The following is a 23,546-nucleotide window of genomic DNA, read 5'->3' on the forward strand; positions in this document are numbered from 1 at the left end:
CCGCCGCGGCCGCGGCGGCCGCGGCGGTGCGCGCCGCCGGCGCCGTCCTCCCCGGCGGCACCCAGCCGCTCCTCGGCGCCGCCGACTTCCGGCTCCTGCACGGCCCGGACGGCCGCAGTCACCACACCCGGACCCGCCTGGGCTGCTGCCTCTACTACGCGATCCGCCCCGACGGCGCCTGCCTCACCTGCCCCCGGACCCCGGACGACGAGCGGTTGCGGCGCCTCTGACCGGTCCGGCCTGACGTCCTGTCGGACCTGCGTACAGGAGCGGAACCTGACGCTGCGAAGGCCGCGGCGAAGGCCCGCCAGTACGCTCGTCGCGTGATCGACACCACCACGCGGATCCGCGTCGCCCGTCCCTCCCGGGACCTCGCCGCCGCCGAGCGCTTCTACGTCGACGGCCTCGGCCTCTCCGTGCTCTGGCGCAGCACCGAGCGCGTCCCCGGCGAGCACGACCTGCTGATGGTCGGCCTGCCCGGCGGAACCTGGCACTTCGAGCTCACCCACGACCCCGAGCGCCCCCTCGAACCGACCCCGACCGTCGACGACCTCTTCGTCCTCTACCTCGGCGCTCCGGTGGACGAGTCCGTGCTCGCCCGCCTGGAGGCCGCCGGCGGCACCCGCGTCCCCGCGCACAACCCCTACTGGGACGAGTACGGCGTCACCGTCGCCGACCCGGACGGCTACCGCCTGGTGCTCTGCACCCGCACCTGGACCGTCTGACCCGGGCCTGACCGGACCTCGCCCGGGAAGGCGGGACGCGCTGTCGGCCGCGCGTGGCACACTCCCGCACATGTCTCTCGCCGACCTCACCCTCGACCGGTGGCGCGCCCACGACCTGCCCGCCGCCCGCCGCTTCGCCGCCTCCGCGGCGGACGCCGTGGGCGGCCGGGTGGCCGCCGTCGAGACCGCCGACCACCTCGGCACGCCGCTCCACCGTGTCCGGATCGACCGGGACGGGCAGGAGTTCGCCCTGATCCCGGGCGGGCGGGTGTCGGTCGGCTTCGACCCGGACGCCTGGCGCCCCACGCCCGCCCAGGCCGCCGACTACGCGGAGAGCGTGTCGCAGGGCTTCGGCGACGGCCCCGACCTGCGCGCCCACCTCGCACGGCTGCTCAGCCCGCGCCGCACCGTCACCCTGCCCACCGTGCTGATGGCCGTGGCGGACCAGGACCTGACCGAGTCGCCCGCCGACGTGCCCGCCCTCCTCGCCGCCCGGGGCCTGCGCCTGCCGTCCGCCGACGAGTGGGAACACGCCTGCGGTGCCGGCGCGGCCACCCTGTTCCGCTGGGGCGACGACTGCCCGCTCGACGGCACCCCGTACGTGTCCCCCGACGGCCCCCAGCGGCAGCCGAACGCCTTCGGCCTGCGGATCGCCTACGACACCTACCGCAGCGAGCTGAGCACCGACCCGGCGGCCGTGCACGGCGGCGACGGCGGCGAGGCGGAGTGCGGCGGCTACGGCTGCCTGCTGGGCTGGCTGCCGCTGGCCACCGCCAACCGCAACCCGTCCATGGCCGAGTTCCTCCTCGGCCCCGAGGGCGGTGATCTCGCCGACGGCCTGTCCGCCCGTCCGGTGCTGGAACTGCCGTGATCCTCCGCGTCGCCGGTGCTCCGGGAACCGTGGGGGAACCGGACCCGGACCCCGAGCCGTCCCCGGAACCGGAGCCGGCCCCCACGCCCGAGCCGGCGCGGTGCGGCGGTGCTCCGCGGCCCCGTCAGCCGCCGATCCGCCGCCCGTAGGCGAGCAGCAGCAGCTCCTGGGCCGGCCGCGCCACCGTGCGGCCGCTCCCGTAGGACCAGTCCAGGTCGGTGGCCCGCAGTTCGGTCCCGTCCAGCCGGGCGCCGAAGAAGCGCAGGCTGCTCGGGGTGACGGCGTCCAGGAGCAGGCGCAGCCGGTCGGCGGGCACCCGGCGGCCGAGGCCGAGCGGGACGGTGATGTCCAGGCCGTGGACGACGTCGTGCCCGAGCGCGGAGGTGAACCCGCCGACCGGCGGGGTCCACGGGTGATCGGCGTTCTCCCGCAGGGCGGCGGCGAGTTCGCGCGGACCGAGCGCGGCGGCGTCGCGCCGGGCGACCCGGTCGGTCATCCGGTGCAGGCTGCCGCCGGCCCGGGCGAGTTCGAGCAGGGTGCGCGGGAGCGGGTGGCGGAACCCGGTGCTCATGTGTGCGGCCACCTCGCGCACGCGCCAGCCCGCGCAGAGCGAAGGCGCGTCCCACTGCTCGGGAGTGAGGCTGTCGAGGACGTCGGCCAGCTCGCGGCGCTCGGCGGCGATGGCGGCCCGGACGGTCGGTTCGGTGCTGCTTCCCATGATCACCAGCGTGCCCGGGGCCGGCCGCAGAAGTCCAAGAGCCGGTTGTTCTGCTCACTAGAATCCCCGGTTATGGAGCTCCGTCAGCTGCAGTACCTGGCCGCCGTGGCCGAGGAGGGCAACTTCACCCGGGCGGCGGCCCGCCTGCACCTCGCCCAGCCCGGCGTGAGCGCCCAGATCCGTCAGCTGGAGCGGGAGTTGGGCCACCGGCTGCTCGACCGCTCGGGCCGCACGGTGACCACGACCGAGGTCGGCGAGGCCGTCCTCCCGTACGTCAGGGCCGCGCTGGCCGCGGTGGCGGGCATCCGGCAGACCGCGGACGAGTACGCCGGACTGGTCCGCGGGCAGGTCGCGATCGGCCTGGTCACCGGCGCCGCCACCGAGGAGTTCGCGGTCGCCGAGCTGCTCGCCGGCTTCCACCGTGACCACCCCGGCGTGGAGATCTCGCTGACCGAGTCGGCCTCCGACCGGATGCTCGCGGCCCTGCGCCGGGGCGAGTTGGACCTCGCGATCGTCGGGCTCCTGGAGGAGCAGCCCCCGCCCGGGACCGGACTGCAGGTGGTCGTGGACACCCCGCTGGTCGCCGCGGCCGCCGCCGGCGACCCCTTGATGGCCGACGACACGCCCCTCCCGGTCGCCGCACTCGCCGACCGCCCGCTGATCAGCCTCCCGCGCGGCACCGGCCTGCGCGCCGTCCTGGAGCGCGCCTGTGCCCGGGCCGGCATCGAGCCGCGGATCGCCTTCGAGGCCTCGTCCCCGCCCCTGCTCGCACAACTCGCGGCGAAGGGGCTGGGGTTGGCCGTTCTCCCGGACCTCCCCGCCGAGCGCGGCACCGCCGCCGGCCTGCGCACCAGGAGGTTCGCCGACCCCGCGCTGCGCGGCCGCATCGCGATCGCCTGGCCGGCGGACGGCCCCGCCACCCCGGCGGCCAGGGAGCTGCTGGCCAGGCTGCGCCGGGCGTTCCCGGCCGTCGCACCGCCCGGCTGACCGTACGCCGGGCGCCGTCGGGCGGCAGGTCAGCGCAGCGGCTTGGCCATCACCTGCTCCCCGATGGCACCGTCGGGGAGGAGGTCGCCCGGCTCGTCCGTCGGGCCTCGTGAGCCGCGCACGCCACGGCTGCTCGCCGCCGTGCGCCCAGTCGCAGAGTCGCGCCTTGAAGGCGTGCGGCGCCTCGGTGAGCGCGGCGAGCCGGGCCTCGCGCCAGAGCGGCCAGTCCTGCGGCGTGAGCGGACGGAGGGTCACCATGCGGACCGGTGTGGGCCGTCGCCCGCCGTCCCGGCAGCCCGCCCTTGACATTCTTGCAGTGCAAGACAAAGCTGGGGTCCACCAGAGTTCTTGCACCGCAAGAGAATCGCAGGGGGAAGGATCCCGTCATGACCGTCGAGCAGAACAAGCAGCTGGTGACCGACTTCTTCGTCGCCCTCAACGAGGCCCGCATCGCCGATCTGCGCGACTTCCTCGCCGACGACGTGGTCGACCACAACAAGATCATTCACGGCGAGCCGGACGAGCCGGGCGCCGCGTTCGCGGCCATCGCGATGCAGCTCGAGGCGCTCGCGCCCTACCACGCCCGGGTCGACGGCCTGATCGCCGAGGGGGACCAGGTCGTCGCCCGGGTCACCCAGAGCGGCGTCAGCTCCGGCAGCCACCCCCGGATGCCGGTGCCGACAGGCCGGGCCTTCGAGAACGAGGCGATCTTCGTCTTCACGGTGACCGGCGGCCGGATCAGCGAGTTCCGCGGCGTCTCGGACCGGCTGGGCCTGTTCCTCCAGCTCGGCTGGGACTGGCCGACCATCGACTGAGACCGCCGGCCCAACGGCCCACGGCCGGCCTGCCGCCCCGCCGCCCGGGGCCTTCAGCCGGGCGGGGTGTCGTCGGTAGGGTGACGGTTCGCCGACCGTCGAATCGTGGGGGGATGACCATGGCCGAGCAGGAGCCCGAGCTCGACATGACCAGGAGCCAGGTCTTCGGTGAGGTGGCCGAGTTGTACGACGCCGCCCGCCCGGGCTACGCGGACGCACTGGCCGGGGACGTGCTGGCGTACGCGGCCCTGGACGGCCGGACGGCGGTGGAGATCGGCGCCGGCACCGGAAAGGCCACCCGGTCGTTCGCCGCGCTCGGCACACCGCTGCTGTGCATCGAGCCCGACCTGCGGATGGCGGAGGTGCTGCGGCGCAACACCGCCGGCTTCCCGCAGGTCCGCGTCCGGGCCGGCCGTTTCGAGGACTGGCAGCCGGACGGCCGTCGCTTCGGGCTGGTCTACGCCGCGACGTCCTGGCACTGGGTGGACCCGGAACGGCGGTGGGACCTGGTGCACGACGCGCTCGCGCCCGGCGGGGCGGTCGCCCTGTTCTGGAACCCGCACGGCACCCTCGACCCGCGGCTGCAGGCCGCCCTGGTCGAGGTCGACCGCCGGTACGGGCTGGACCGGACCCCGCACGGCGTCTCGGCCTCCGACTACGGCGAGACGCCCGGCGACTGGGCGGGCGTGCGCGAATGGCCCGAGGAGGAGTGCCGCCGGGACGGCCGCTTCACCGACCTCCGGGCCGTCCGGTACCGGCAGGAGCAGTACTACGACACCGAGCGCTACCTGGGACTCCTCGCCTCGGTCTCGGGCTACCGCGTCCTTCCGGCGGAGCGGCGCGAGCGGATCCTCGCCGAGACGGCCGAGGTCCTGGACGCGCACGGCGGCGGGATCGCCATGGACCACCTCACGGACCTCTTCCTCGCCCGGGTGCGGCCCGCCCGGTGACGGCCTTCCCGGGCGCCGGCCTGCCCGGTGACGGCGTGACGCAGGCGGTGCCCGGGGTGAGGACGGCGGCCGCCGTGACGTCGGCGGCCCACCGGCGGACCGGTCGTCAGGCGGTGTCCGCCGCCCACTCCTCGCGGAGCATGCCGAACAGCACCCGGTCGTAGCGCTCCCCGCCGACGAGGACGGCCGAGCGGCGCCGGCCCTCCTCCCGGAAGCCGAGCCGGGTGAAGCTCCGGACGGCGCGCTCGTTGCCGCTCCAGGTGTCCAGCTCCAGCCGCCGCAGGCCGTACGCGCCGAAGAGGTGGTCGACGACCAGCTGCACGGCCTCCGAGCCGTGGCCCCGGCCCCAGAACTCCTTCTCGCCGATGGTGATCCCGATCGTGGCGACGCCGGCGTACGGGTCGAGGTCCCGGTACTCGGCCATGCCGATGGCCCGGCCGGTCCCCGCCTCCTCGACGGTGAACACGGCCGCCTCGCGGGGGACCAGCTTCAGCATCGTGTCGAATGCCAGCCCCACCGCTTCGGCGGTCACCGGGCCGAAGCACGGATCCCCGGCGGCGGCGAGGCGCACCGTCTCGGCGTCGTTGCGCCACCGGAGATGGTGCTCCGCGTCCTCCGCGCGCAGGGCGCGCAGCTTCACCTTCGTTCCTTCGATCATGATCACATCGTAGGACGGTGCGTCAATCCGATGGCCCCGATGGCTGATGACCGGCGGCGGAGGACCGGCGGCGGAGGACCGGCAGTCGGCAGTCGGCAGCCGCCGGCCGTCAGTCGACGCCGAGCGCTCGCAGGTCACGCCGCAGCGCGAGCAGCGCGGAGACCTCCGCCAGCCAGCGCGCGAACAGGTGCTCGCGCCCCAGGTCGGCGCCGCTCGCCGCGGCGGCCTCCAGCCAGCTGCGGACCAGCGCGCGGCCGGGCCTGCTGATGACCGGCTCGGGCAGCGCCAGGGCGGCCGCGAAGCCGCCCGCCCGGACGTGCTGGGCGAGGAAGCCCAGCGGGTACGGGCCGACGTCCGCCGCCTCCGCCCGGTGCGCGGCGGCGATGGCGGCTTCGGTGAACAGGGCCTGGCGCGGGCCACCGGGGAGCAGCAGGCCGCGGGTGATGGCGGCGGGCACGTCGAGGTCCGCCAGTTCGGCATCCGGCCGGACGGTGGTCATTTCGGCAGCTCCAGGGCGGTCGACTTGTTCAGGGGGTGATCACCGGGGGTCAGTCCGCCGAGTTGGCTGTTGACGAACTGCTCCTCGGTCACCCAGGAGGTGAAGCCCCAGGGGTTGTACACCTGCAGCTTGTCACCGTCCCGCCCGATGATCATCATCTGGTGGCCGGAGTCCTCGTTGCGGACGGTGATCGGCACCGGCAGGCCCTCGTCCACGGACTTCTCGATCCGGGCCAGCGCCGCCCGCCGGTCCGCGTCGCTCTCCAGCTTCACGTGCTCGTAGTCGGCGCCGGTGGCCTTGCCGAGGTCCTTGTCGGCCAGGTAGGTCTGGGCCGTGGGCCCGAGGCCCTTGTCCTCCTTGGGGTAGGTCTTCCGGCCGTCGGCCTTCTGGCCCGCGATGTACTCGTCGACGTAGGTCTTCTGCAGCCGCTGCTCGAAGTTCTGCGCGGAGTCGGCCCCGGGAGCGTCGGGCGTGCCGCCGGTGGTGAGCTGGTACATCAGCAGCGGGTCCAGCTTGGCCTGGGCGATCACGGTGGACGCGGCCACGCAGTCGCTGACGTTGCGCTGCGAGTAGACGGAGTAGCCGTCGATGTTGACCTTCTGCCCCTGGTAGGTGAGGTCGATGTTGTCCGAGGACTCCCGGTTGATGTCACCGGTGCTGGTCGCGGGCACCAGGTGCTGGGCGAGCCAGGCCGGGTCGTCGCCGTGCGGGTGGATGCCCTCGTCGAACTTCTGGATGTCGGCCACCGAGTGCCCGGCCGCCAGGGCCTTCCAGAGGTAGGCGGCCTCCTCGGGGGACTTGGCACCGGCGAGCAGGGCGCGGAAGGCGGCCTGGTCGGCGCCGGGCATCACGCCGAGCGTCTGGGTGGCCCGGTCGAGCTGGCCCGGCGTCAGGATGTAGCCGTCGTCCTCGCCCGCGCCCGGGTTCTTCTCGGTGGCCAGCACCACGGCCGCCAGCGGGTCGAGCGAGCCCTGGCCGGCGCGCTGGGCGCGGGCCTTGGAGGCCAGCTGGTTGAGCTTGCTCGCGGTGCCGGTCGCGCAGCTCTCGGCGTGCCGCGCGGCCGTGAGCCGGGCGCCGACCCCGTCGATCGCGCCGTTCCGCGCGTCCGGGTCGAACGCGCCCGGGTCGTGCGCGGCCTTCTCCCTGGCCGCCCTCAGCCGGTTGCACCCGTCCGCGTCGGTGCGCTTGGCCCACTCCAGGTCGTTGGCCCAGGCGTCCAGCAGCTTGGCCGCCGCCTCCAGGTTCTCCTTGGACGTGCTGGTCTCGGCCGACATGGCGTGGATCGCCTGGGTGGCGTGCTCGGCCACCGAACCGGTCCAGACCGCGGGCAGCTGGTTGGTCGCGATGCCCGAGAGGTCCTGCGAGGCCTGGCCGAAGGATGTGGCCGCCTGCGCGTAGTCCTTCGCCCGGGCCCGTATCGCCGCCGGGTCGCCGACCGGCTCCGGGACGGCCAGCGCCTCGTCGATCCCCTGCAGCAGCTGGATGCCGGGCAGGACGAAGGTGACCTGCTCGATGCTGTGCTGGGCGTGCTCCAGATCCTTGACCTTGCTCACCGGCCACCCGCCGGGACCAGCGCGGCGGCGATCGCCTTCTCCGTGTCGTGGTAGTTCTGCGTGGTGGTCGACATCTTCTGCGACAGCTCGTCCAGGGCGCGCTGGGTGACGGCGATCTCCTTCGACCACGCGCTGTCGAAGGCCGCCCAGGCGTTGTCCATGCCGAACTCGCCGAACACCGTGGACGCGTAGCAGACCGAACCCGCGTACGCCGTCTTGGCCGCCGCGATGTCGGCCGCGGTCTTGCCCAGCTGGTCGTTCACGCCGCTCAGGCCCGCCAGGCTGACGCCGTATCCGCCCGCCCCGCCGGCTCCCGCTCCTGCTTCGCCGCTCATGCTTCCCCGTTCCCCCGTCCCCGGGACGTCTTCGCGTCTTCCGGTACGTCAGCCGGCTCGTCTTCGGTGCGCCTTCGGGCCGCCGCCGTCCTTCGCGGCGTCCGGTGCTCCGTCCGCCGCGCGGCCCGCCGCGTGCTTCGTCGCGTCGTCCGCTGCGCCGTCCGTCGCCCGGTCCGGACGTTGTCGGCCGGCCGGTCCGAATGGCTCGATGCCCGCGCCGTGTGGTGGGCGCGGACATCGGAGGCTGAGCCTAACGTGTGGGAGCGGCCGGAGTGTTACGCCCGTGAGGGTTGCACGGGCTCCGCGTTCTCTTCACGCCCTGCACGCGCCGGCTCCGCGTTCTGCCGGGAATCCCCGCCGGGGCTTGGGACGGTCTTGGTGAAGCCGTCGGCCGGCTCGGCCCGGCGGCGGTACCGGCCGTCGGTGGCGGTGAACGCGGCGAGCAGCAGGGCGGCCGTCGCGGCGACGACGGTGATCCGGAACGGCGCGGTGGGCCCGACGTGGTCGGCGGCCCAACCGCCCAGGAACGTCCCGGCCGACTGGGCCAGGATGATCGCGCTGACCAGTGCCGCCATCGCCTCGCCCAGCCGGGACGCCGGCACCGTCCGCTCCACCAGGCCGAACATGGTGATCATCTGTGGGGCGACGGCCACGCCCACACACCCGATCGCGGCCGCCAGCGCGCCCACGCTGCCGCCGGAGAAGAGCAGCAGGACGGACGCGGCGCAGAGCAGGCCGGTCCCCGCCCGCAGGCGCAGCGGCAGCTCCCAGCACGCCGGGAGGGCGGCGGTGGCGATGCCGGCGAAGGCGCTGGTGAAGCCCATGAACCCGTAGAGCAGCCCGGCCGCGCCCGGCTGACCGAGGGCGTCGGTGGTGGCGGTGACCCCGACCTGCACCGAGCCGAAGCAGGCGCCCAGCAGCGCCATCCCGGCCAGCACCAGGACGTACGGCGTGCTCAACAGCCGTTCGGCGGCGGGGTTTCGGGTGGGGCGCCGGTCCGTGGTGCGGGGTTGGGCGGCGGCGGTGTCGGTGCTGCCGGCGGTGGTGTTGGTGGTGTCGGTGCCGGTGGTGGTGGCGGTGGCGGATCCCGGAGTGGCGGTCGGGTGCAGCGCGAACAGGGTCGCGCAGACGCCGACCAGCGTGGCCGCCGTCAGCAGGCCGGCCGCCGGGGAGGCCAGGGTCGCGAGCAGGCCGACCAGCGCGGGACCGGTGGTGAAGCTGATCTCGTCCACGATGCCGTCCAGCGAGAGCATCGAGGACGTCACCTCGGCGTTCCCGTCCGCCAGCCGGACCCACCGGCTGCGTGACAGAGGGCCGACCAGCGGAACGGAGAGCCCGATCAGCGCGGCCGGCGCGACCTGCCACAGCACCGGGAGGCCGCCCTCGGAGGCGGCGACCAGCGCCACGATCGCGACCGTGTTCACGGCCGCCGCGACCAGCCCGACCGTCCGCTGCCCGCGCCGGTCGGCGAGCCGCCCGACCAGCGGACCGCCGACCGCCTGCCCGACCGCCAGCGCCCCGGCCACCACCGAACCGCGCCAGACGCTGTCGGTGTTCCGGGTGACCAGCAGCAGCGTGCCGATCGGGCACATCGCGTTCGGCAGCCGGCCCAGCAGCGACCAGAGCAGCACCCCGCCGCCCGCCAGCCGCGCCGCCGAACGGAACCTCATGACCACGGACATCCTGAACTGCCCCCACTCGGAGCCGGAGTGGGCGCCCGCCTCCCACCACCGGCCCGGTCGGTGACTGCTCGAACCGCGGGTGAGCTCCGACCGTACGGCCGGGAGGATCGTCCAGGTAACCGTGGGATCACCCAGCGGAGTCGGCCGGGCATGCTCGATCATGTTGGAGGACCGGCCAACGGGCGTGCAGGTGGGCAGGGGTGACGGGGCGACGGGTCGGGCGGTGGCGGGTGCCGGTTCGGGCGGTGGCGGGGTGCCGGGGAGTCAGCCGACCAGGTTCCTCCGGATCTGGTCCAGGATCATGCCGGCGCCGGTGTAGCCGATGCCGAGCATCCACAGGGCGTCGTCCACCGGGTAGACCCGGCCGCTGCGCACCGCGTCCAGGTTCTTCCAGAGCGAGCCCTCCATGATCTTCCCCCGGTCGGACTTGGCGGCGTCGCCGTAGACCGAGTAGAAGACGACGTCCGCGGCCGCCTGGTCGACCTGCTCCGGGCTGATCTCCATCGAGAACCCGGCCTTGTCCTGGTTGGCGGGCCGGCCCAGGCCGAGGTCCTTGAAGACCGACCCGATGAAGGTGTCGTTGAGGTAGAGCCGGGTGGGCGCGCCGGCCAGGAAGCGGGCCATCTCCACCTTCGTCGCCGCGGTCTTCTCCGGCCCGCCGATCGCGGCGACCAGCTCCGCCGCCTTGGCCCGGTACGCCGCCTCCGCCGCGGCCGCCTCGCCCTGCCGGCCGAGCGCCTCGGCGTGCAGCCGCACGTTCTCCTTCCAGGCGGGGCCGGTGGTCTTGGTCAGCACGGTCGGGGCGATCTTCGACAGCTCGTCGTACCGCTTGTCGTCGCGGACCTGATTGCTGAGGATCAGGTCCGGCCGCAGGGCGGCGACGGCCTCCAGGCTGGGCTGGCCGATGGTGCCGACGGTCTTGATCCCGGCCGTCAGGGCGGCGGGCAGGTACCCGGACAGCGGCGCGCCCTCGGCCACGGCGGTGGCGCCGACCGGGGTGACGCCGAGGGTGACGGCGGAGTCCAGCGCGTCGGTGTCCAGGACGACGACGCGGGCGGCGCGCGCCGGCACCGTGCTCTCGCCGCGTGCGTGCCGGACGGTGCGGGTCCCGGTGCCGGGTCCGCCGGCGGCGCCCGGGGCGTCGGATCTGCCGGAGCCGCCTGCACCGCCGGAGCTGCAGGCGGCGAGCGCAAGGCCGGAGGCGCCGGCGAGCAGGGTTCGGCGGGTGAGCGTGGCGGCGGCAAGGGGCGCGGCGGTGGCGGGAGTGTGGGCGTGCGGCATCGGGCGACTCCGTTCCGGAAGGCGGCGAGGCGTCGGGATCCCTGCCCGGGGGGAGGCCCGGCTACGCGCCGGACGGACGGTCGGGTCGGCGGACGGCCGCCGGCGGGTGACAGCTGACAACTAACAGATTTCAGCTAACAACTAACAGATGTTGAAATCTGTCATCTGTTAGCCGTCGGCTGTCAGCCGTTCCCCGTTCCCCGTTCCCCGTATGTCCGCGTCCGTCCGCTCGCCGTCGTCGTCGCTCTCGTCCTCGCGCTCCAGGCGTTGCCGGAGCAGCTCGTCGTACTCGGCATGCACCCGGCGGTCCATCGCCAGGGCGAACTGGGCGTCCGTGACCGCCCGGGCGAGCGGGCGGACGCGCAGGATCTGCTCGGTCAGCCGGGCCGCCTCGCCGGGCGGCAGCGGGGTGTCGGCGGCGAGCGCGCCGAGCATCCGGTCCCGGACCAGCGTGGTGAAGATCTCCGCGATCGCGTCCACGTGCTCCTGGGTGTGCCGGCTGGCCTCCAGGACAACCGAGAGCGGGACGCCTTCCGCGACCATCGCCGTCGTCGCGTCCATCAGCCGGCGGCTGACGTGGGTGATCCCGTCCTCGTCGACCGTGATGTAGCCCTGGGCGATCGACTCGGCGGTGGTCTCCTCGGTGAGCTGGTCGCCGAAGGTGGCCTTGAGCTCGTCCCAGCTCAGGTGGACCGGCGTCTCGTCGGACCACGGCGCGATGATCGCCGCCTCCAGTCCGATCAGCTCGGCGACGTCCTGGCCGCTCTCGCCGGCGCCGATCAACTCGGCGATGCCGCCCAGGGTGTGGCCGCGCTCCAGCAGTTCGGCGATCAGCCGGAGGCGGGCCAGGTGGGCTTCGCCGTACCAGGCGATCCGTCCTTCCTTGCGCGGCGGCTGGAGCAGCTTGCGCTCGCGGTAGAAGCGCAGGGTCCGGGTGGTGATGCCGGCCGCCTCGGCCAGTTCCTCCACCCGGTACTCGCGCTGTCTGCCGTCGCCCGCCGCTGCTCTGACCTTGTCCACGGCGATCAGCATAGGACCGGCGCCCGGGGAAGTGAGCCGGCCGGGCTTCTTCCCTCCGCCGGTGGCAGGGGCTACCCTGCCAATCGTGCCAGTGATTGCTGGCAAGGTTATCGCGGCGGCTCCACAGCACCATGTAGGCGGCACGTCGCAGCAGTGCGCACCTCAAGGCCCCCACCCTCAGGAGGACGCCGCATGGCATCCAGCACCAAGCGCCCCCGCCCCGGCGCGTCCGGCCGGGACGGCCAGGACTCCCGGGGCGCCGACGCCGCCGAGTCACCCGTCGCCGAGGCGCCCGCCGGGACGGCCGCCGCCGACGTACCGGCCCCCGCTCCCATCAGCGCACCGGCCCCCGCCGCCGCACCCGTGCCGCACGTCCGGGTCGCGGTCGTCGGCTCCGGCTTCGGGGGCCTCGGCGCCGGTGTCCGGCTGCGCCGTGCCGGCATCACCGACTTCGTGATCCTGGAGCGCGCCGACTCGGTCGGCGGTACCTGGCGCGACAACAGCTACCCCGGCTGCGCCTGCGACGTCCCCTCCCACCTGTACTCCTTCTCCTTCGCGCCCAACCCCGACTGGCCGCGCAGCTTCTCCGGCCAGCCCGCCATCCGCGCCTACCTGGAGAAGGTCACCGACGTCTTCGGCATCCGCCCGCACCTTCGCTTCAACACCGAGGTGACGGAGGCCCGTTGGGAGGCCGACGAGGCCCGGTGGCGGATCACCACCACGGCCGGCCAATGGACCGCCGACGCCCTCGTCGCCGCCGCCGGCCCGCTCGCCGACCCGCAGATCCCGAACCTGCCGGGCCTGGACGCCTTCCCCGGCAAGGTGTTCCACTCCTCCCGCTGGGATCACGACTACGAACTCGCCGGCAAGCGCGTCGCGATGGTCGGCACCGGCGCCTCCGCCGCCCAGATCATCCCCTCGATCCAGCCGCAGGTCGGCACGTTGACGGTGTTTCAGCGAACCCCCGCGTGGGTCCTGCCGCGCCGCGACCGCGACATCACCGAGCTGGAGAAGTGGCTGCACAACCGGCTCCCGCTGACCGCCAAGCTCCGCCGCGGCACCCTGTTCGCCCTGCGCGAGCTCCAGGTGGACGCCTTCGTCCGCCGGCCCGGCCTGCTGAAGGTGGTCCAGCAGCTCGCCGAGCGGCACATCGCCCAGGGCGTCGCCGACCCGGCCCTGCGCGCCAGGCTCACCCCGGACTACCGCATCGGCTGCAAGCGCATCCTGCTGAGCAACACCTACTACCCGGCGCTCGCCGCCGCCAACACCGAGGTGGTCGCCTCCGGCCTGCGCGAGGTGCGAGGCTCCACCCTGGTCGCCGCCGACGGCAGCGAGCACGAGGTGGACGCGATCGTCTTCGGCACCGGCTTCCACGTCACCGACATGCCCATCGGCTCCCGGGTGTTCGGCGTCGACGGCACCAGCCTGGCCGAGCACTGGAAGGGTGGCATGGAGGCGCTGCGCGGCTCCACCGTGCGCGGCTTCCCCAACCTCTTCTTCGTCATCGGCCCCAACACCGGCCTCGGCAACAGCTCGATGATCCTGATGATCGAGTCCCAGCTGAACTACCTGATCGACGGGCTCACCACGCTCGGCTCGGTCGGCGCCACCGCGATGCAGCCCACCGAACGCGCCCAGCGGCGCTGGAATCTGGAGCTCCAGCACCGGATGGACCGCACCGTCTGGACCACCGGCGGCTGCCGCAGCTGGTACCTCGACCCCAGCGGCAAGAACACCGTGCTCTGGCCCGGCTCCACCACCTCGTTCCGCCGCGCCACCCGCAAGGTCGACCTCGGCGAGTACGAGCTGATCATGCGGATCCCGCCGAAGCCCCGCCCCGCCGCCACGGCCGGCCCCGCCGCCACGGCCGATGCCGTCACCGCCGCCGGCGCCGCCACCGCAGAGGAGGCCCTGGCATGAGCCCGGCCCTCCCCGCCGACTGCGTACCACCCACCCCCGTCCAGGAGTTGGACGTCCGCTCGGCCGACGGCATCCGGCTGCACGTCGAGGTCCACGGGCAGCCCGCCGCCCCGACCGTGGTGCTCGCCCACGGCTGGACCTGTTCGACGGCCTTCTGGGCGCCGGTGATCCGCCGGCTCGCCGACCGCTACCGGGTGGTGGCGTACGACCAGCGCGGCCACGGGCGCAGCGAGGTCCCGCCCAGCCGGGTCCGCTACTCCACCCGCGCGCTCGCCGACGACCTCGCCGCCGTCCTGGCGGGCACCGTCCCGGCCGGTGAGCGGGCCGTCCTGGCCGGCCACAGCATGGGCGGCATGACCATCATGGCCGCGGCCGGCCGCCCCGAGGTCGCCGCCAGGACCGCAGCGGCCGTCCTGGTCTCCACCGGCCCGTCCGACCTGATCGCCGAACTCCGGGTGCTGCCCGACACGGTTCGTGCCCGCCGGCTGCGCCGGTTCCTGAACCGCCGGCTGCTGCTCTCCCGGCTGCCGCTCGGCCCGGTCGGGCCGGTGAGCCGCGCCTGCCTCAAGTACGCGACGATGGGCCCGGGTTCGCCCGCCGACCGGGTCGAGGCGACGGCCCGGATCGTGCACGCCTGCCCGACCGCCGTCCGGGCCGCATGGGCCGGCGTGCTGGACGGCGTGGACGTCCGCGCCGGACTGGCCGGCCTGGCCGTGCCGACCGCCGTCGTGGTCGGCACCGACGACCGGCTGACCCCGCCGGTGCACGCCCACCGGATGGTCGCCGCCCTGCCCGACCCGCAGGGCCTGCTCCTGCTGCCCGGCGTCGGCCACATGGCGCCGCTCGAGCGGCCCGCCGAGGTCGCCGCCGAGATCGACCGGATGGCCGCCCACGCGGCCGCCGCCGGCCCGGCCACCCGTCCCACCGTCCCGTCCGTCCGCCCCGCCACCCCGCAGAGGAGTGTGACCGCATGAGCGCCGTCCCGCCGCTGTCCACCCAGGTCGTCGTCGTCACCGGTGCCGCGCGCGGCGTCGGCGCCGAACTCGCCCGCAAGCTCACCGCGCAGGGCGCCAAGGTCGCGCTGCTCGGCCTCGAACCGGCCGAGCTCAAGGCCGTCGCCGCGCAGTGCGGCCCGTCCGCCACCGCCTGGGAGGCCGACGTCACCGACGTCGACGCGCTCTCCGAGACCGCCCGGCTGATCAAGGAGCACTACGGCCGGATCGACGCGGTGGTCGCCAACGCCGGGATCGCCATCGGCGGCCCGCTGCTGGACAGCGACCACCAGGCGTTCAGCCGCGTGATCGAGGTCAACCTGCTCGGCAGCGTCGCCACCGCCCGCGCCTTCCTGCCGGCCCTCGCCGAGAGCCGCGGCTACCTGCTCCAGATCGCCTCGCTCGCCGCGCTCACCCCCGCCCCGCTGATGAGCGCGTACTGCGCGAGCAAGGCCGGCGTCGAGGCCTTCGCCCACTCGATCCGCGCCGAGGTCGCCCACCAGGGCGTCAGGGTCGGCGTCGGCTACCTGAGCTGGACCGACACCGACATGGTGCGCGGCGCCGACCAGGACACCGTGCTGCGGCAGATGCGCTCGCGGCTGCCCTGGCCGGCCAACAAGACCTACCCGCTGGCCCCGGCGGTGGACCGCCTGGTGGCCGGCATCGCCCGCCGCTCCGCCCACGTCTACGCCCAGGCCTGGCTACGCGGCATGCAGCCGGTCCGCGCCGTCCTGCCCCTGGTGATCGCCGCCGTCGGCTCCCGTGACGTCGCCAAGCTGGCCCCCCAGCTCGCCGCGACCGCGGCCACCCGGCTGCGCCCCGTGGGTGCCGGCGGTGCCGCGGACACCGCGGCCCGCTCCGCGAAGCACTGACCCGCCCCAACGGCCCCCGGCCGGCCCGTCGACTCCCGGCGTGGCCGGCCCGGAGCGCCCGCGGGGCCGGTGGTCAGGCCAGTCGCGTCAGCACCTCGTAGGCGCTCTGGACGAAGCGGTTGTCCAGCGTGAGGCCGCAGTTGGCGAGGGCGGCGACGGCGGTGGCGGACTGGGGGCAGAAGCCGGCGAAGGCGGTGAAGCCGCGGGTGGCGCCGGCGTGGAAGAGGAGGTCGCGGCCGCCGGTGCGCCGGTGGTTCCAGACCAGGGCGAGCCGGCCGGAGGAGTGCGGCAGCCGTAGCCGGGGGCACTGGACGTCGCGCAGAGCCGCTCCCAACTCACCGCCGTCCGGCGATAGATGGGCTTCGAGGTAGCGCAGCAGGTCGGTGCCGGAGGCACGGACGGCGCCCGCGCCCGGCAGGCCGGGGATACGCCAGGGCGGCAGTGGCCGGCCGCGTCGGTGGCCGGTGGCGCGGCCGGGTGCGTCGAGGCTGGTGGTCGCGGTGCGCAGGCCGAGCGGGCGGCAGACGCGCTCGGCGAGCAGCTCGGCGTACGGGGCGGAGCCGGTCTCGGCGAGCAGCCGGCCGAGCAGGCCCACGCCGTAGTTGGAGTAGCAGAAGTGCGCACCGGGCCGGTGGTGCACGGTGGTTCGGGCGAGTGCGGTGCGCAACTGCTCGTCGTGGAAGCCGCTGTACGGGTTGCTGAGGAAGGTCGGGAGGGCGGTGGCCAGCAGCCCCGGGGGCAGGCGGGGGAGCCCGGAGGTGTGGGTGGCCAGGTGCAGCAGGCGGACCGGTGTGCCGGAACGGACGGTGGCGGGCTGCCAGTGTCGCGGCAGGTGCTGCTCCACCGGGTCGTCCAGGGCGAGTTCGCCGCGTGCGGCCATCGTGGCGAGCAGCAGGCCGGTGAACGTCTTGGTGAGGGAGCCGAGTTCGAAGACGGTGTCGGGCGTGCAGGGGGCGGCGTCGTCCCGGCCGAGCCGTCCGTGGCAGTGGACGGCCCGCCGGCCGCCGGAGGCGAGGGCCAGCGTGACGGCGGTGGCGTGCGGGGCGGCGGCCCGGACCAGGACGTCCGACTCGGCCGCGCCGAAGGTCCGTTCCGAGGTCCGTTCCAAGGGCGGTTCCGAGGTTCGTTCCGGGGTCCGTTCCACTCAGGCCGCCACCGGTGCGCCGCCCTGGGTGCCGCCGAGCGCGCGAGCGAGGGTGACGACCCCGGCCACCACGGTGACGACGGCGGTGTGGCCGTGGTCGGTGAGCTGCTTCGCCGGGTCCTCGGGGACCGGCCGGGTGTCGCGCGGGACCAGGCCGTCCGGGCGTTGGGCGGCGGCGAGTGCGGCCCAGGCGGCGGCGCCGGCCTCGGGCGCCCCGATGCAGGTGGCGACGATGAGCAGTTCGCCGATGAGGTCCCATTCGCCGTTCTCCAGCCAGACCTCCAGCCAGGCGGGCAGCCAGTCGTGCAGGTAGTCGCGCATCGGGGCGGGCAGACCGTCGGGCCGGGCGCCCCAGTCGGTGAGGTGGAAGACGGTGTGGGTGACGTGGTAGGCGGTGAGCCAGTCGATCATCCACGGTTCCGGGGTGGCACCGAGCCAGGTGGTGGCGGCGAGGGCTGGCCAGTCGGTGTGCCCGGAGAGTCCGATCACCCGGCGGGCGTTGGCCGCGGCGAGCCGGCGGTTGGGCAGGATCTCCATCGCCCGGACGGATCGGACCTCGGCCAGGGACCGCACCAGCTCCTCCAGGCGGGGGTGGCGGAAGCCGGCCCGGGCGAAGTGGACGTAGACCTCCAGCGGGTCGGTCATCAGCGGGTAGCGCAGCTGTCGTTCGTAGAGGAGGTCGCCCTCCCGCAGTTCGGCCCAGCAGAGGTCGAGCAGGTCGCGGGCGATCCGGCTGTCCTCCGTGCCGCCGACGCCCTCGCGCAGCAGCAGCCCGGTGGCCAGTGCGGCCTCGCCGAGCGGCTTGTAGACGTTGTTGGGGTCGGCCAGGTCGATCGTGGCGCCGTCGGGGAACCGTCCGAGCCCGTTCTCGTAGCAGCCGTACAGCCAGCGCAGGGCACCGGAGGAGAGCTGCTGGGCGGCCTGGAGGACCGCGGTCCCGGTCATCCGGGCGCCCCGTACGGCCCGGCCGCACCGCCGGGCAGGCCTTCCCCCGAAAGGCTCTCTCCCGGCAGGACTTCCCCCGGCAGGCCTCGGCCCGCCGGTCCGCCTCTCATCGGGCCTTCGCTCAACGGGCGCTCCTTCCAGAGGCGTTCGGCGATGGCCAGGTCGAGGGCGGTGCGGGCGCTGCCGTCGCCGGCCAGGCGGATCCGGTCGATGACCGGGGCGAGTTCGAGGCGGGGCGGGACGCCGTCCGCGGCGGTCCGGGCCAGCCAGCGGGCGAGCCGGGCGGCGGTCCGGTGGTCGCGGCGGATCATCGACCGGACGGCTCCGCGGGCCAGGGCCAGGTCGTGCCGGCGGGCGAGCTCGTGGACGGCGCCGTCGAGGCCGGGCAGGGCGAGGGCGGAGAGCTGGGCCATCACCACCGACCAGCGGGGCCAGCCGAGTTGCTCCGGTCCCGGGACGGGCGCGGGGACGTGCTCGGCGCTCGGGGCGACGGTGGGGCGGCCGGCCCGGGCGAGCAGCTGGGCGGTGGACCGGTCGCGCCAGGCGGCGACGAGCGCGGTCTCCGGCCGGGCGGGATCGGTGGTGGCGGCGGGGAACGCATCGAGGGCCTGCGCCGCGGTGAGCGCGGTCGTCGGGTCGGGCGCGCGGCCGTCGAGCAGCGCGGGGGCGAAGGCGTCGGGCCCGAGGACCCGGACGGCCGCCAACTCGGCTCTGGACAGCGGGGATTCATCGGGTGCGCGGACGGCCGGGGGCGGCGGGCCGTCGTCCGGCCGGGCGGGCGCGGCCGGGCCCCCGCCGCCCGGGAGGGCGTCGAGGACCCGGCCCGCCACTCGCTCGACGGCCGCGGCGTATTCGTCACGGAGGGAAGTGTCGGCGAACGGCATGGGCGTTGGCTTCTCCTGTTCTGGGACCGGTCCCGGTGCGCGGGGGCCGGCGGTGCCGGGCTCGCCCGGAGGCTGCCGGGCCTCCTTGCTACCGGGTCTTCTCCTTGGGCTGCTTCGGCGACAGCAGCAGGAGGCCGACGAGCAGCAGTGCGCCGGCCGCTTCGGGGCAGTACGTGGGCGCGTCGCTGACGGCCGCCTCGTCCTCCGTCATCAGCATGCCGAGCGCATCGGCCTCGGCCGGGGTCGCGAGCGGCGCCCGCGTGGTCTGCGTGGTCTGAGCAAGCATCAGATGCCTCCTCATCGAAGATGTCATCGCCTGGCCCGGCGATGCCCCTCTACCGACGATACGGGTGCGAACCGTCAGGTGCCAGTGCAGTACGCTCAGTGACCGGGGCGGGGCTGGGGGCGTGGGTGCTCGGCACCCGGGGGCCCGGGGCGGACGCCGAACTCCGGCTGCGGCGCGCGTCACTGAACGTCGATTGCGGTACCCGTCGCGGGGCTCAGTGGGTACGGTCAGGGGCATGACCACTGCCTTGATCACCGGCGCGACCGCCGGCATCGGAGCCGCCTTCGCCCGCCGGCTCGCCCGGAGCGGCTACCGGCTCGTCCTGGTGGCCCGCGACACCGAGCGGCTGGAGCGTTCCGCCGCCGACCTGCAGGCCACGTACGGCATCGACGCCGAGGTGCTGACCGCCGACCTCGCGACCGAGGACGGCATCGCCGCCGTCGAGGCGCGGCTCGCCGACGCCGACCGCCCGGTGGACCTGCTGGTGAACAACGCCGGCTTCGGCAACAAGGGCGCCTTCCTGACCGTCCCGCTCCAGGACGAGCTGGACATGCTGAAGGTGCACGTGGAGGCGATCCTCCGGCTGACCACGGCCGCACTGCCGGGCATGCGCGAGCGGCGGCGCGGCGCGATCGTCAACGTCGCCTCGGTGGCCGCCTTCCTGCCGCGCGGCACGTACGGCGCGAGCAAGGCGTGGGTGGTGAGCTTCACCCAGGGGGTGCTGCGCGACCTCGGCGGTACCGGGGTGCGGCTGATGGCGCTCTGCCCGGGCTTCACCCGGACCGAGTTCCACCAGCGGGCCGGCATGGGGACGGGCAACATCCCGTCCTGGGGCTGGCTGTCCGCCGAGCGGGTGGTCGAGGAGGCGATGCGCGACCTGGCGCGCGGCCGGTCCTTGTCCGTCCCGGGGAAGCGTTACAAGATCGCGGTGGCGGTCGCCCGCCTGCTGCCGTCCGGCAAGCTCGGCGGACTCTCCTCGAAGGCTGCTCGCACCTACCGGACGAACTGACGGGCAGGCGGCAGCCGCGAGCGGGCGCGAGCGGGCGCGAGGGGCGCGGACGGGCGCAAGCGGGCGCAAGCGGCACGGATACGGGCGGCAGGCAGGCGGGCAGCCGGGAATAGAGCGAGCCTCACTATTAGCTTCGCTAACTATGAGCTATTCTCGCTATGCTGGCGGCAGCCCGACCGCCCTGCCCGCCGCGCCACCGCGCGGTGCGGCGCCCGCCGCGCGCCCGCGCGTCCGACCCTGGGAGGCCCGCCCTTGAGGCCCGATGGCATTCGATGGACCCCGCCCGCCCGTGCCGAGGACGAGACCCGCCCGCCAGCGCAGTGGCGCCGCATCCTCGCGCTGTTCCGCCCCTACACCGGCCGGCTCACCGCGGTCGGACTGCTGGTCGCGGCCTCCGCCGTGGTCTCGGTGATATCGCCGTTCCTGCTCCGGGCCGTCCTGGACACCGCCATCCCGCAGGGCCGTACCGGCCTGCTCAGCGTGCTCGCGCTCGGCATGGTCGCCGCGGCCGTGGTGAACAGCATCTTCAACGTGCTGCAGACGCTGATCTCCACCACCGTCGGCCAGCGCGTCATGCACGACCTGCGCACCGCCGTCTACAGCCACCTCCAGCGGATGTCGCTGGCCTTCTTCACCCGCACCCGCACCGGCGAGGTGCAGTCCCGGATCGCCAACGACATCGGCGGCATGCAGTCCACCGTGACCTCCACCGCCACCTCGCTGGTCTCCAACTTCACCGGCGTGATCGCCTCCGTGGTCGCCATGGTCGCGCTGGACTGGCGGCTCACCGTGGTCTCGCTGCTGCTCCTGCCGGTGTTCGTCTGGATCAGCCGCCGGGTCGGCAACGAGCGCAAGAAGATCACCGCCGAGCGGCAGAAGCAGCTCGCCGCGATGAGCTCGGCGGTGCAGGAGTCGCTGTCGGTCAGCGGCATCCTGCTCGGCCGCACGATGGGCCGCTCGGACTCGCTCTCGAAGGAGTTCACCGGCCAGTCGGACCAGCTGGCCGACCTGGAGGTGCGCTCCAGCATGGCCGGGCGCTGGCGGATGAACACCATCCAGATCGTGATGGCCGCGATGCCCGCGGTGATCTACTGGGCGGCCGGGCTGGCCGCGGCCGGCGGCTCGCCGATCGTCTCGGTCGGCACCCTGGTCGCCTTCGTCTCGCTCCAGCAGGGCCTGTTCCGCCCGACCGTCAGCCTGCTCTCCACCGGCGTGCAGGTGCAGACCTCGCTGGCGCTGTTCCACCGGATCTTCGAGTACCTCGACCTGCCGGTGGAGATCGCCGAACCGGAGCACCCGGTGGCCCTGGAGCGGATCCGCGGCGAGGTCCGCTTCGAGGGCGTCGACTTCCGGTACGACGCGGAGCAGGAGCGGCCGACCCTCTCCGGCGTCGAGCTCAAGGTCCCGGCCGGCAGCTCGCTCGCCGTGGTCGGCGAGACCGGCTCCGGCAAGACCACGCTCAGCTACCTCGTCCCCCGTCTCTACGACGTCACCGGCGGCCGGGTCACCATCGACGGCGTCGACGTCCGCGAGCTGTCCTTCGAGACGCTGTCCCGGGCGGTCGGCGTGGTCTCCCAGGAGACCTACCTCTTCCACGCCTCGGTCGCCGACAACCTGCGCTTCGCCAAGCCGGACGCCACCGACGCCGAGCTGGTCGCGGCGGCGGAGGCCGCGCAGATCCACGACACGATCGCGGGCCTGCCGGACGGCTACGACACCCTGGTCGGCGAGCGCGGCTACCGCTTCTCGGGAGGGGAGAAGCAGCGGCTCGCGCTCGCCCGGACCATCCTGCGCAACCCGCCGGTGCTGATCCTGGACGAGGCCACCAGCGCGCTCGACAACCGGACCGAGCACGCCGTCCAGCAGGCCATCGACACCCTGGCGGCCGGCCGGACCACGATCACCATCGCCCACCGGCTCTCCACCGTCCGGGCCGCCGACCAGATCGTCGTGCTGGACCGGGGCGAGGTGGCCGAGCTGGGCACCCACGACGACCTGGTCGAGGCGGACGGCCGGTACGCGGCGCTGCTGCGGCGCGAGGCGCCGGTGCCGGCGCCGGTGCCGTTCCTCGGGCGCGCGTAGCGGGCGGGGCGCCCGCGGCCCGGCGGCGGGCCGGGCCACGTGGGCCCGGCCGGACCCGGGTGAAGAGGGCCGCAGAGGGCGACAGAGGGCCGACGAGGGCCGACGAGGGCCGCAGACGGCCCGGCCCCGGACGGCCTCAGGCAGCCTTGGGGATCTCGTTGTAGCTCTCCACGACCTCCTGACCGGAGAGCTGCTGGATCGCCCGCATCACCTCGTCGGTGACCTGCCGGCGGGCCTTGAGCGAGCGGGCCTGGCCGTGCAGCTCGTCGAAGTGCAGCGGCTCGCCGAAACGGACCGTCACCTTCTTGATCCGGGGGACGCGCTTGCCGATCGGCAGGATCTGCTCCGGCCCTTCCAGCGCCACCGGCACCACCGGGACGCCCGCGGTGAGGGCCAGCCACGCCACGCCGGTCTTGCCCCGGTAGAGGCGGCCGTCGAGCGAGCGGGTGCCCTCCGGGTAGATGCCGAAGGCCTTGCCGGCCTCCAGGATCTCCAGCGCCGACTCCAGCGAGGCCTGCGCCGAGCGGTAGGTGCCGCGCTCGACCGGCACCGCGCCGATCGCCTCGAAGAAGCCCTTGGACACCGAGCCCTTCAGCCCGGTGCCGGTGAAGTACTCGGCCTTGGCCAGGAAGTGCACCCGGCGCGGGGCGGTCAGCGGGATGACCACGCTGTCGATGAAGGAGAGGTGGTTGCTGGCCAGGATGACCCCGCCCTTGCGCGGCACGTTCTCCAGGCCCTCGATGTCCGGCCGCCAGATCCCCCGCGCGAACGGTTTCAGCACCAGCTTGGTGACGAGATCGAGCATGGTCCCTCCCAGGACGTGCACGCCCGAGAGGTGCCCGGGCCCGAACAGACGACAATCGTGGTCGATCAATCCCCGGCCGGGCCGGGAACAGACCCGCAGACTACGACACCGACCCCCGAGCCCGTCCACTCCCGCCCGCCGTGGCGCTCGCCACGGGCGGGTAGGGTACCGCCGACGGAAACGCACATCAGCAGGTCTTCAGGATCAGCAGTTCATCAGAAGGGGCCACCCATGGCAGACGTCGAGACCATCCGCGCGGCGTTCGACAAGTACGACGTGAACGGCAACGGCCGGATCACCGCCGCCGAGTACGCCCAGGTCGCGCGCGCGCTCGGCGACCTGACCACCTCGATCGCGGTGGCCGAGGCCATCATCAAGCAGATGGACACCAACCACGACGGTGAGCTGACCTTCGAAGAGTTCCTGGCCGCGCGTCAGGGCTGAGCCCGCTCGGCGGGGCTCCCGGGTCCGCCCGGGGCCCCGCCGTCGGCTTTCGCGGCCCCTGCGCTCCCC

Annotated in this window: 25 protein-coding genes and 1 pseudogene; 12 read left to right on the plus strand and 14 right to left on the minus strand. The window is 74.4% G+C overall.

Annotation, left to right across the window (positions count from 1 at the left end; all coding sequences use genetic code 11):
• From ABZ885_RS13185 to ABZ885_RS13195, 3 genes are all read left to right on the plus strand, one after another.
• Positions 1-230, plus strand: a 230-nt coding sequence (locus tag ABZ885_RS13185; RefSeq protein WP_360187141.1) for a (2Fe-2S)-binding protein, incomplete at its 5' end; no start/stop codon positions are given.
• Positions 231-323: 93 nt separating this feature from the next.
• Entirely contained in the window at positions 324-725 is a 402-nt protein-coding gene (locus ABZ885_RS13190) for a VOC family protein (protein WP_360187142.1), read from the plus strand.
• A gap of 70 nt (positions 726-795) precedes the next feature.
• Entirely contained in the window at positions 796-1,596 is an 801-nt protein-coding gene (locus ABZ885_RS13195) for a hypothetical protein (RefSeq protein ID WP_360187143.1), read from the plus strand.
• A 124-nt stretch (positions 1,597-1,720) separates the two neighbouring features.
• Here ABZ885_RS13195 and ABZ885_RS13200 read toward each other — a convergent pair whose 3' ends face one another.
• Positions 1,721-2,314 (minus strand): maleylpyruvate isomerase family mycothiol-dependent enzyme, encoded by a 594-nt coding sequence (locus ABZ885_RS13200; RefSeq protein ID WP_360187145.1) that lies wholly within the window; start codon positions 2,312-2,314, stop codon positions 1,721-1,723.
• A gap of 72 nt (positions 2,315-2,386) precedes the next feature.
• On the opposite strand from ABZ885_RS13200, the gene ABZ885_RS13205 reads away from it, so the two are divergent.
• Positions 2,387-3,301, plus strand: coding sequence for a LysR substrate-binding domain-containing protein (locus tag ABZ885_RS13205; protein WP_360187146.1), 915 nt, complete (start codon positions 2,387-2,389; stop codon positions 3,299-3,301).
• Positions 3,302-3,403: 102 nt separating this feature from the next.
• On the opposite strand, the pseudogene ABZ885_RS13210 reads toward ABZ885_RS13205, so the two are convergent.
• A pseudogene (locus tag ABZ885_RS13210) lies at positions 3,404-3,559 on the minus strand (GNAT family N-acetyltransferase); the annotation flags it as partial.
• Between the two features lie 128 nt (positions 3,560-3,687).
• On the opposite strand from ABZ885_RS13210, the gene ABZ885_RS13215 reads away from it, so the two are divergent.
• Both ABZ885_RS13215 and ABZ885_RS13220 read left to right on the plus strand, forming a co-directional pair.
• Positions 3,688-4,116, plus strand: a complete 429-nt coding sequence (locus tag ABZ885_RS13215) for an ester cyclase (protein ID WP_360187148.1) — start codon at positions 3,688-3,690, stop codon at positions 4,114-4,116.
• A 113-nt stretch (positions 4,117-4,229) separates the two neighbouring features.
• Positions 4,230-5,066, plus strand: a complete 837-nt coding sequence (locus ABZ885_RS13220; RefSeq protein ID WP_360187149.1) for a class I SAM-dependent methyltransferase — start codon at positions 4,230-4,232, stop codon at positions 5,064-5,066.
• Positions 5,067-5,172: 106 nt separating this feature from the next.
• On the opposite strand, the gene ABZ885_RS13225 is transcribed toward ABZ885_RS13220, so the two are convergent.
• The 7 genes from ABZ885_RS13225 to ABZ885_RS13255 all read right to left on the minus strand — a co-directional run bounded on the left by ABZ885_RS13225 (position 5,173) and on the right by ABZ885_RS13255 (position 12,094).
• A complete protein-coding gene (locus ABZ885_RS13225; protein WP_360187150.1) occupies positions 5,173-5,724 on the minus strand; it encodes a GNAT family protein in 552 nt (183 codons plus the stop codon).
• A 109-nt stretch (positions 5,725-5,833) separates the two neighbouring features.
• Entirely contained in the window at positions 5,834-6,223 is a 390-nt protein-coding gene (locus ABZ885_RS13230) for a hypothetical protein (protein ID WP_360187152.1), read from the minus strand.
• A complete protein-coding gene (locus tag ABZ885_RS13235) occupies positions 6,220-7,776 on the minus strand; it encodes a hypothetical protein (RefSeq protein WP_360187153.1) in 1,557 nt (518 codons plus the stop codon). Before ABZ885_RS13235 ends, ABZ885_RS13230 begins: the two co-directional genes overlap by 4 nt.
• Positions 7,773-8,111, minus strand: coding sequence for a type VII secretion target (locus ABZ885_RS13240; protein WP_360187155.1), 339 nt, complete (start codon positions 8,109-8,111; stop codon positions 7,773-7,775). Before ABZ885_RS13240 ends, ABZ885_RS13235 begins: the two co-directional genes overlap by 4 nt.
• Positions 8,112-8,386: 275 nt before the next feature.
• A complete protein-coding gene (locus ABZ885_RS13245) occupies positions 8,387-9,781 on the minus strand; it encodes an MFS transporter (protein ID WP_360187157.1) in 1,395 nt (464 codons plus the stop codon).
• 276 nt (positions 9,782-10,057) lie between these two features.
• Positions 10,058-11,074 carry an iron-siderophore ABC transporter substrate-binding protein gene (locus ABZ885_RS13250; RefSeq protein WP_360187159.1) on the minus strand — a complete coding sequence of 339 codons (1,017 nt, stop codon included), beginning with the start codon at positions 11,072-11,074 and terminating at the stop codon, positions 10,058-10,060.
• 168 nt (positions 11,075-11,242) lie between these two features.
• Positions 11,243-12,094 (minus strand): MerR family transcriptional regulator, encoded by an 852-nt coding sequence (locus tag ABZ885_RS13255; RefSeq protein WP_360187160.1) that lies wholly within the window; start codon positions 12,092-12,094, stop codon positions 11,243-11,245.
• 192 nt (positions 12,095-12,286) lie between these two features.
• On the opposite strand from ABZ885_RS13255, the gene ABZ885_RS13260 reads away from it, so the two are divergent.
• From ABZ885_RS13260 to ABZ885_RS13270, 3 genes are read left to right on the plus strand one after another with little or no spacing between them, the layout of a single operon-like run.
• The gene (locus tag ABZ885_RS13260; protein ID WP_360187162.1) at positions 12,287-14,014 is read left to right on the plus strand and encodes an NAD(P)/FAD-dependent oxidoreductase; all 1,728 of its coding nucleotides are present in this window, start codon (positions 12,287-12,289) and stop codon (positions 14,012-14,014) included.
• A complete protein-coding gene (locus tag ABZ885_RS13265) occupies positions 14,011-14,988 on the plus strand; it encodes an alpha/beta hydrolase (RefSeq protein ID WP_360187164.1) in 978 nt (325 codons plus the stop codon). Before ABZ885_RS13260 ends, ABZ885_RS13265 begins: the two co-directional genes overlap by 4 nt.
• Complete coding sequence (locus ABZ885_RS13270) at positions 14,985-15,878, plus strand: SDR family oxidoreductase (RefSeq protein ID WP_360187165.1); 894 nt, start codon at positions 14,985-14,987, stop codon at positions 15,876-15,878. The genes ABZ885_RS13265 and ABZ885_RS13270 overlap by 4 nt, the downstream gene beginning before the upstream one ends.
• A gap of 73 nt (positions 15,879-15,951) precedes the next feature.
• Here ABZ885_RS13270 and ABZ885_RS13275 read toward each other — a convergent pair whose 3' ends face one another.
• From ABZ885_RS13275 to ABZ885_RS13290, 4 genes are all read right to left on the minus strand, one after another.
• On the minus strand, positions 15,952-16,986 hold the full coding sequence (locus ABZ885_RS13275; protein WP_360187167.1) for a serine hydrolase domain-containing protein: 1,035 nt from the start codon (positions 16,984-16,986) through the stop codon (positions 15,952-15,954).
• Between the two features lie 36 nt (positions 16,987-17,022).
• The gene (locus tag ABZ885_RS13280) at positions 17,023-17,967 is read right to left on the minus strand and encodes a hypothetical protein (RefSeq protein WP_360187169.1); all 945 of its coding nucleotides are present in this window, start codon (positions 17,965-17,967) and stop codon (positions 17,023-17,025) included.
• Positions 17,964-18,851: a hypothetical protein gene (locus tag ABZ885_RS13285; RefSeq protein ID WP_360187171.1), complete on the minus strand. Its 888-nt coding sequence runs from the start codon at positions 18,849-18,851 to the stop codon at positions 17,964-17,966. Before ABZ885_RS13285 ends, ABZ885_RS13280 begins: the two co-directional genes overlap by 4 nt.
• A gap of 88 nt (positions 18,852-18,939) precedes the next feature.
• On the minus strand, positions 18,940-19,137 hold the full coding sequence (locus tag ABZ885_RS13290) for a hypothetical protein (protein ID WP_360187173.1): 198 nt from the start codon (positions 19,135-19,137) through the stop codon (positions 18,940-18,942).
• 235 nt (positions 19,138-19,372) lie between these two features.
• On the opposite strand from ABZ885_RS13290, the gene ABZ885_RS13295 reads away from it, so the two are divergent.
• Both ABZ885_RS13295 and ABZ885_RS13300 read left to right on the plus strand, forming a co-directional pair.
• Positions 19,373-20,146, plus strand: a complete 774-nt coding sequence (locus tag ABZ885_RS13295; protein ID WP_360187175.1) for an SDR family oxidoreductase — start codon at positions 19,373-19,375, stop codon at positions 20,144-20,146.
• A 252-nt stretch (positions 20,147-20,398) separates the two neighbouring features.
• A complete protein-coding gene (locus ABZ885_RS13300; protein ID WP_360187177.1) occupies positions 20,399-22,228 on the plus strand; it encodes an ABC transporter ATP-binding protein in 1,830 nt (609 codons plus the stop codon).
• Positions 22,229-22,364: 136 nt separating this feature from the next.
• Here ABZ885_RS13300 and ABZ885_RS13305 read toward each other — a convergent pair whose 3' ends face one another.
• A complete protein-coding gene (locus ABZ885_RS13305) occupies positions 22,365-23,033 on the minus strand; it encodes a lysophospholipid acyltransferase family protein (protein ID WP_360187178.1) in 669 nt (222 codons plus the stop codon).
• Positions 23,034-23,264: 231 nt separating this feature from the next.
• Here ABZ885_RS13305 and ABZ885_RS13310 point away from each other — a divergent pair, with 231 nt between their 5' ends.
• Positions 23,265-23,477: an EF-hand domain-containing protein gene (locus ABZ885_RS13310; protein ID WP_360187180.1), complete on the plus strand. Its 213-nt coding sequence runs from the start codon at positions 23,265-23,267 to the stop codon at positions 23,475-23,477.
• The last annotated feature ends 69 nt before the right edge of the window (positions 23,478-23,546 follow it).

It is taken from the genome of Kitasatospora sp. NPDC047058 (assembly GCF_040643935.1).
In the GTDB taxonomy this organism is placed as follows: domain Bacteria; phylum Actinomycetota; class Actinomycetes; order Streptomycetales; family Streptomycetaceae; genus Kitasatospora.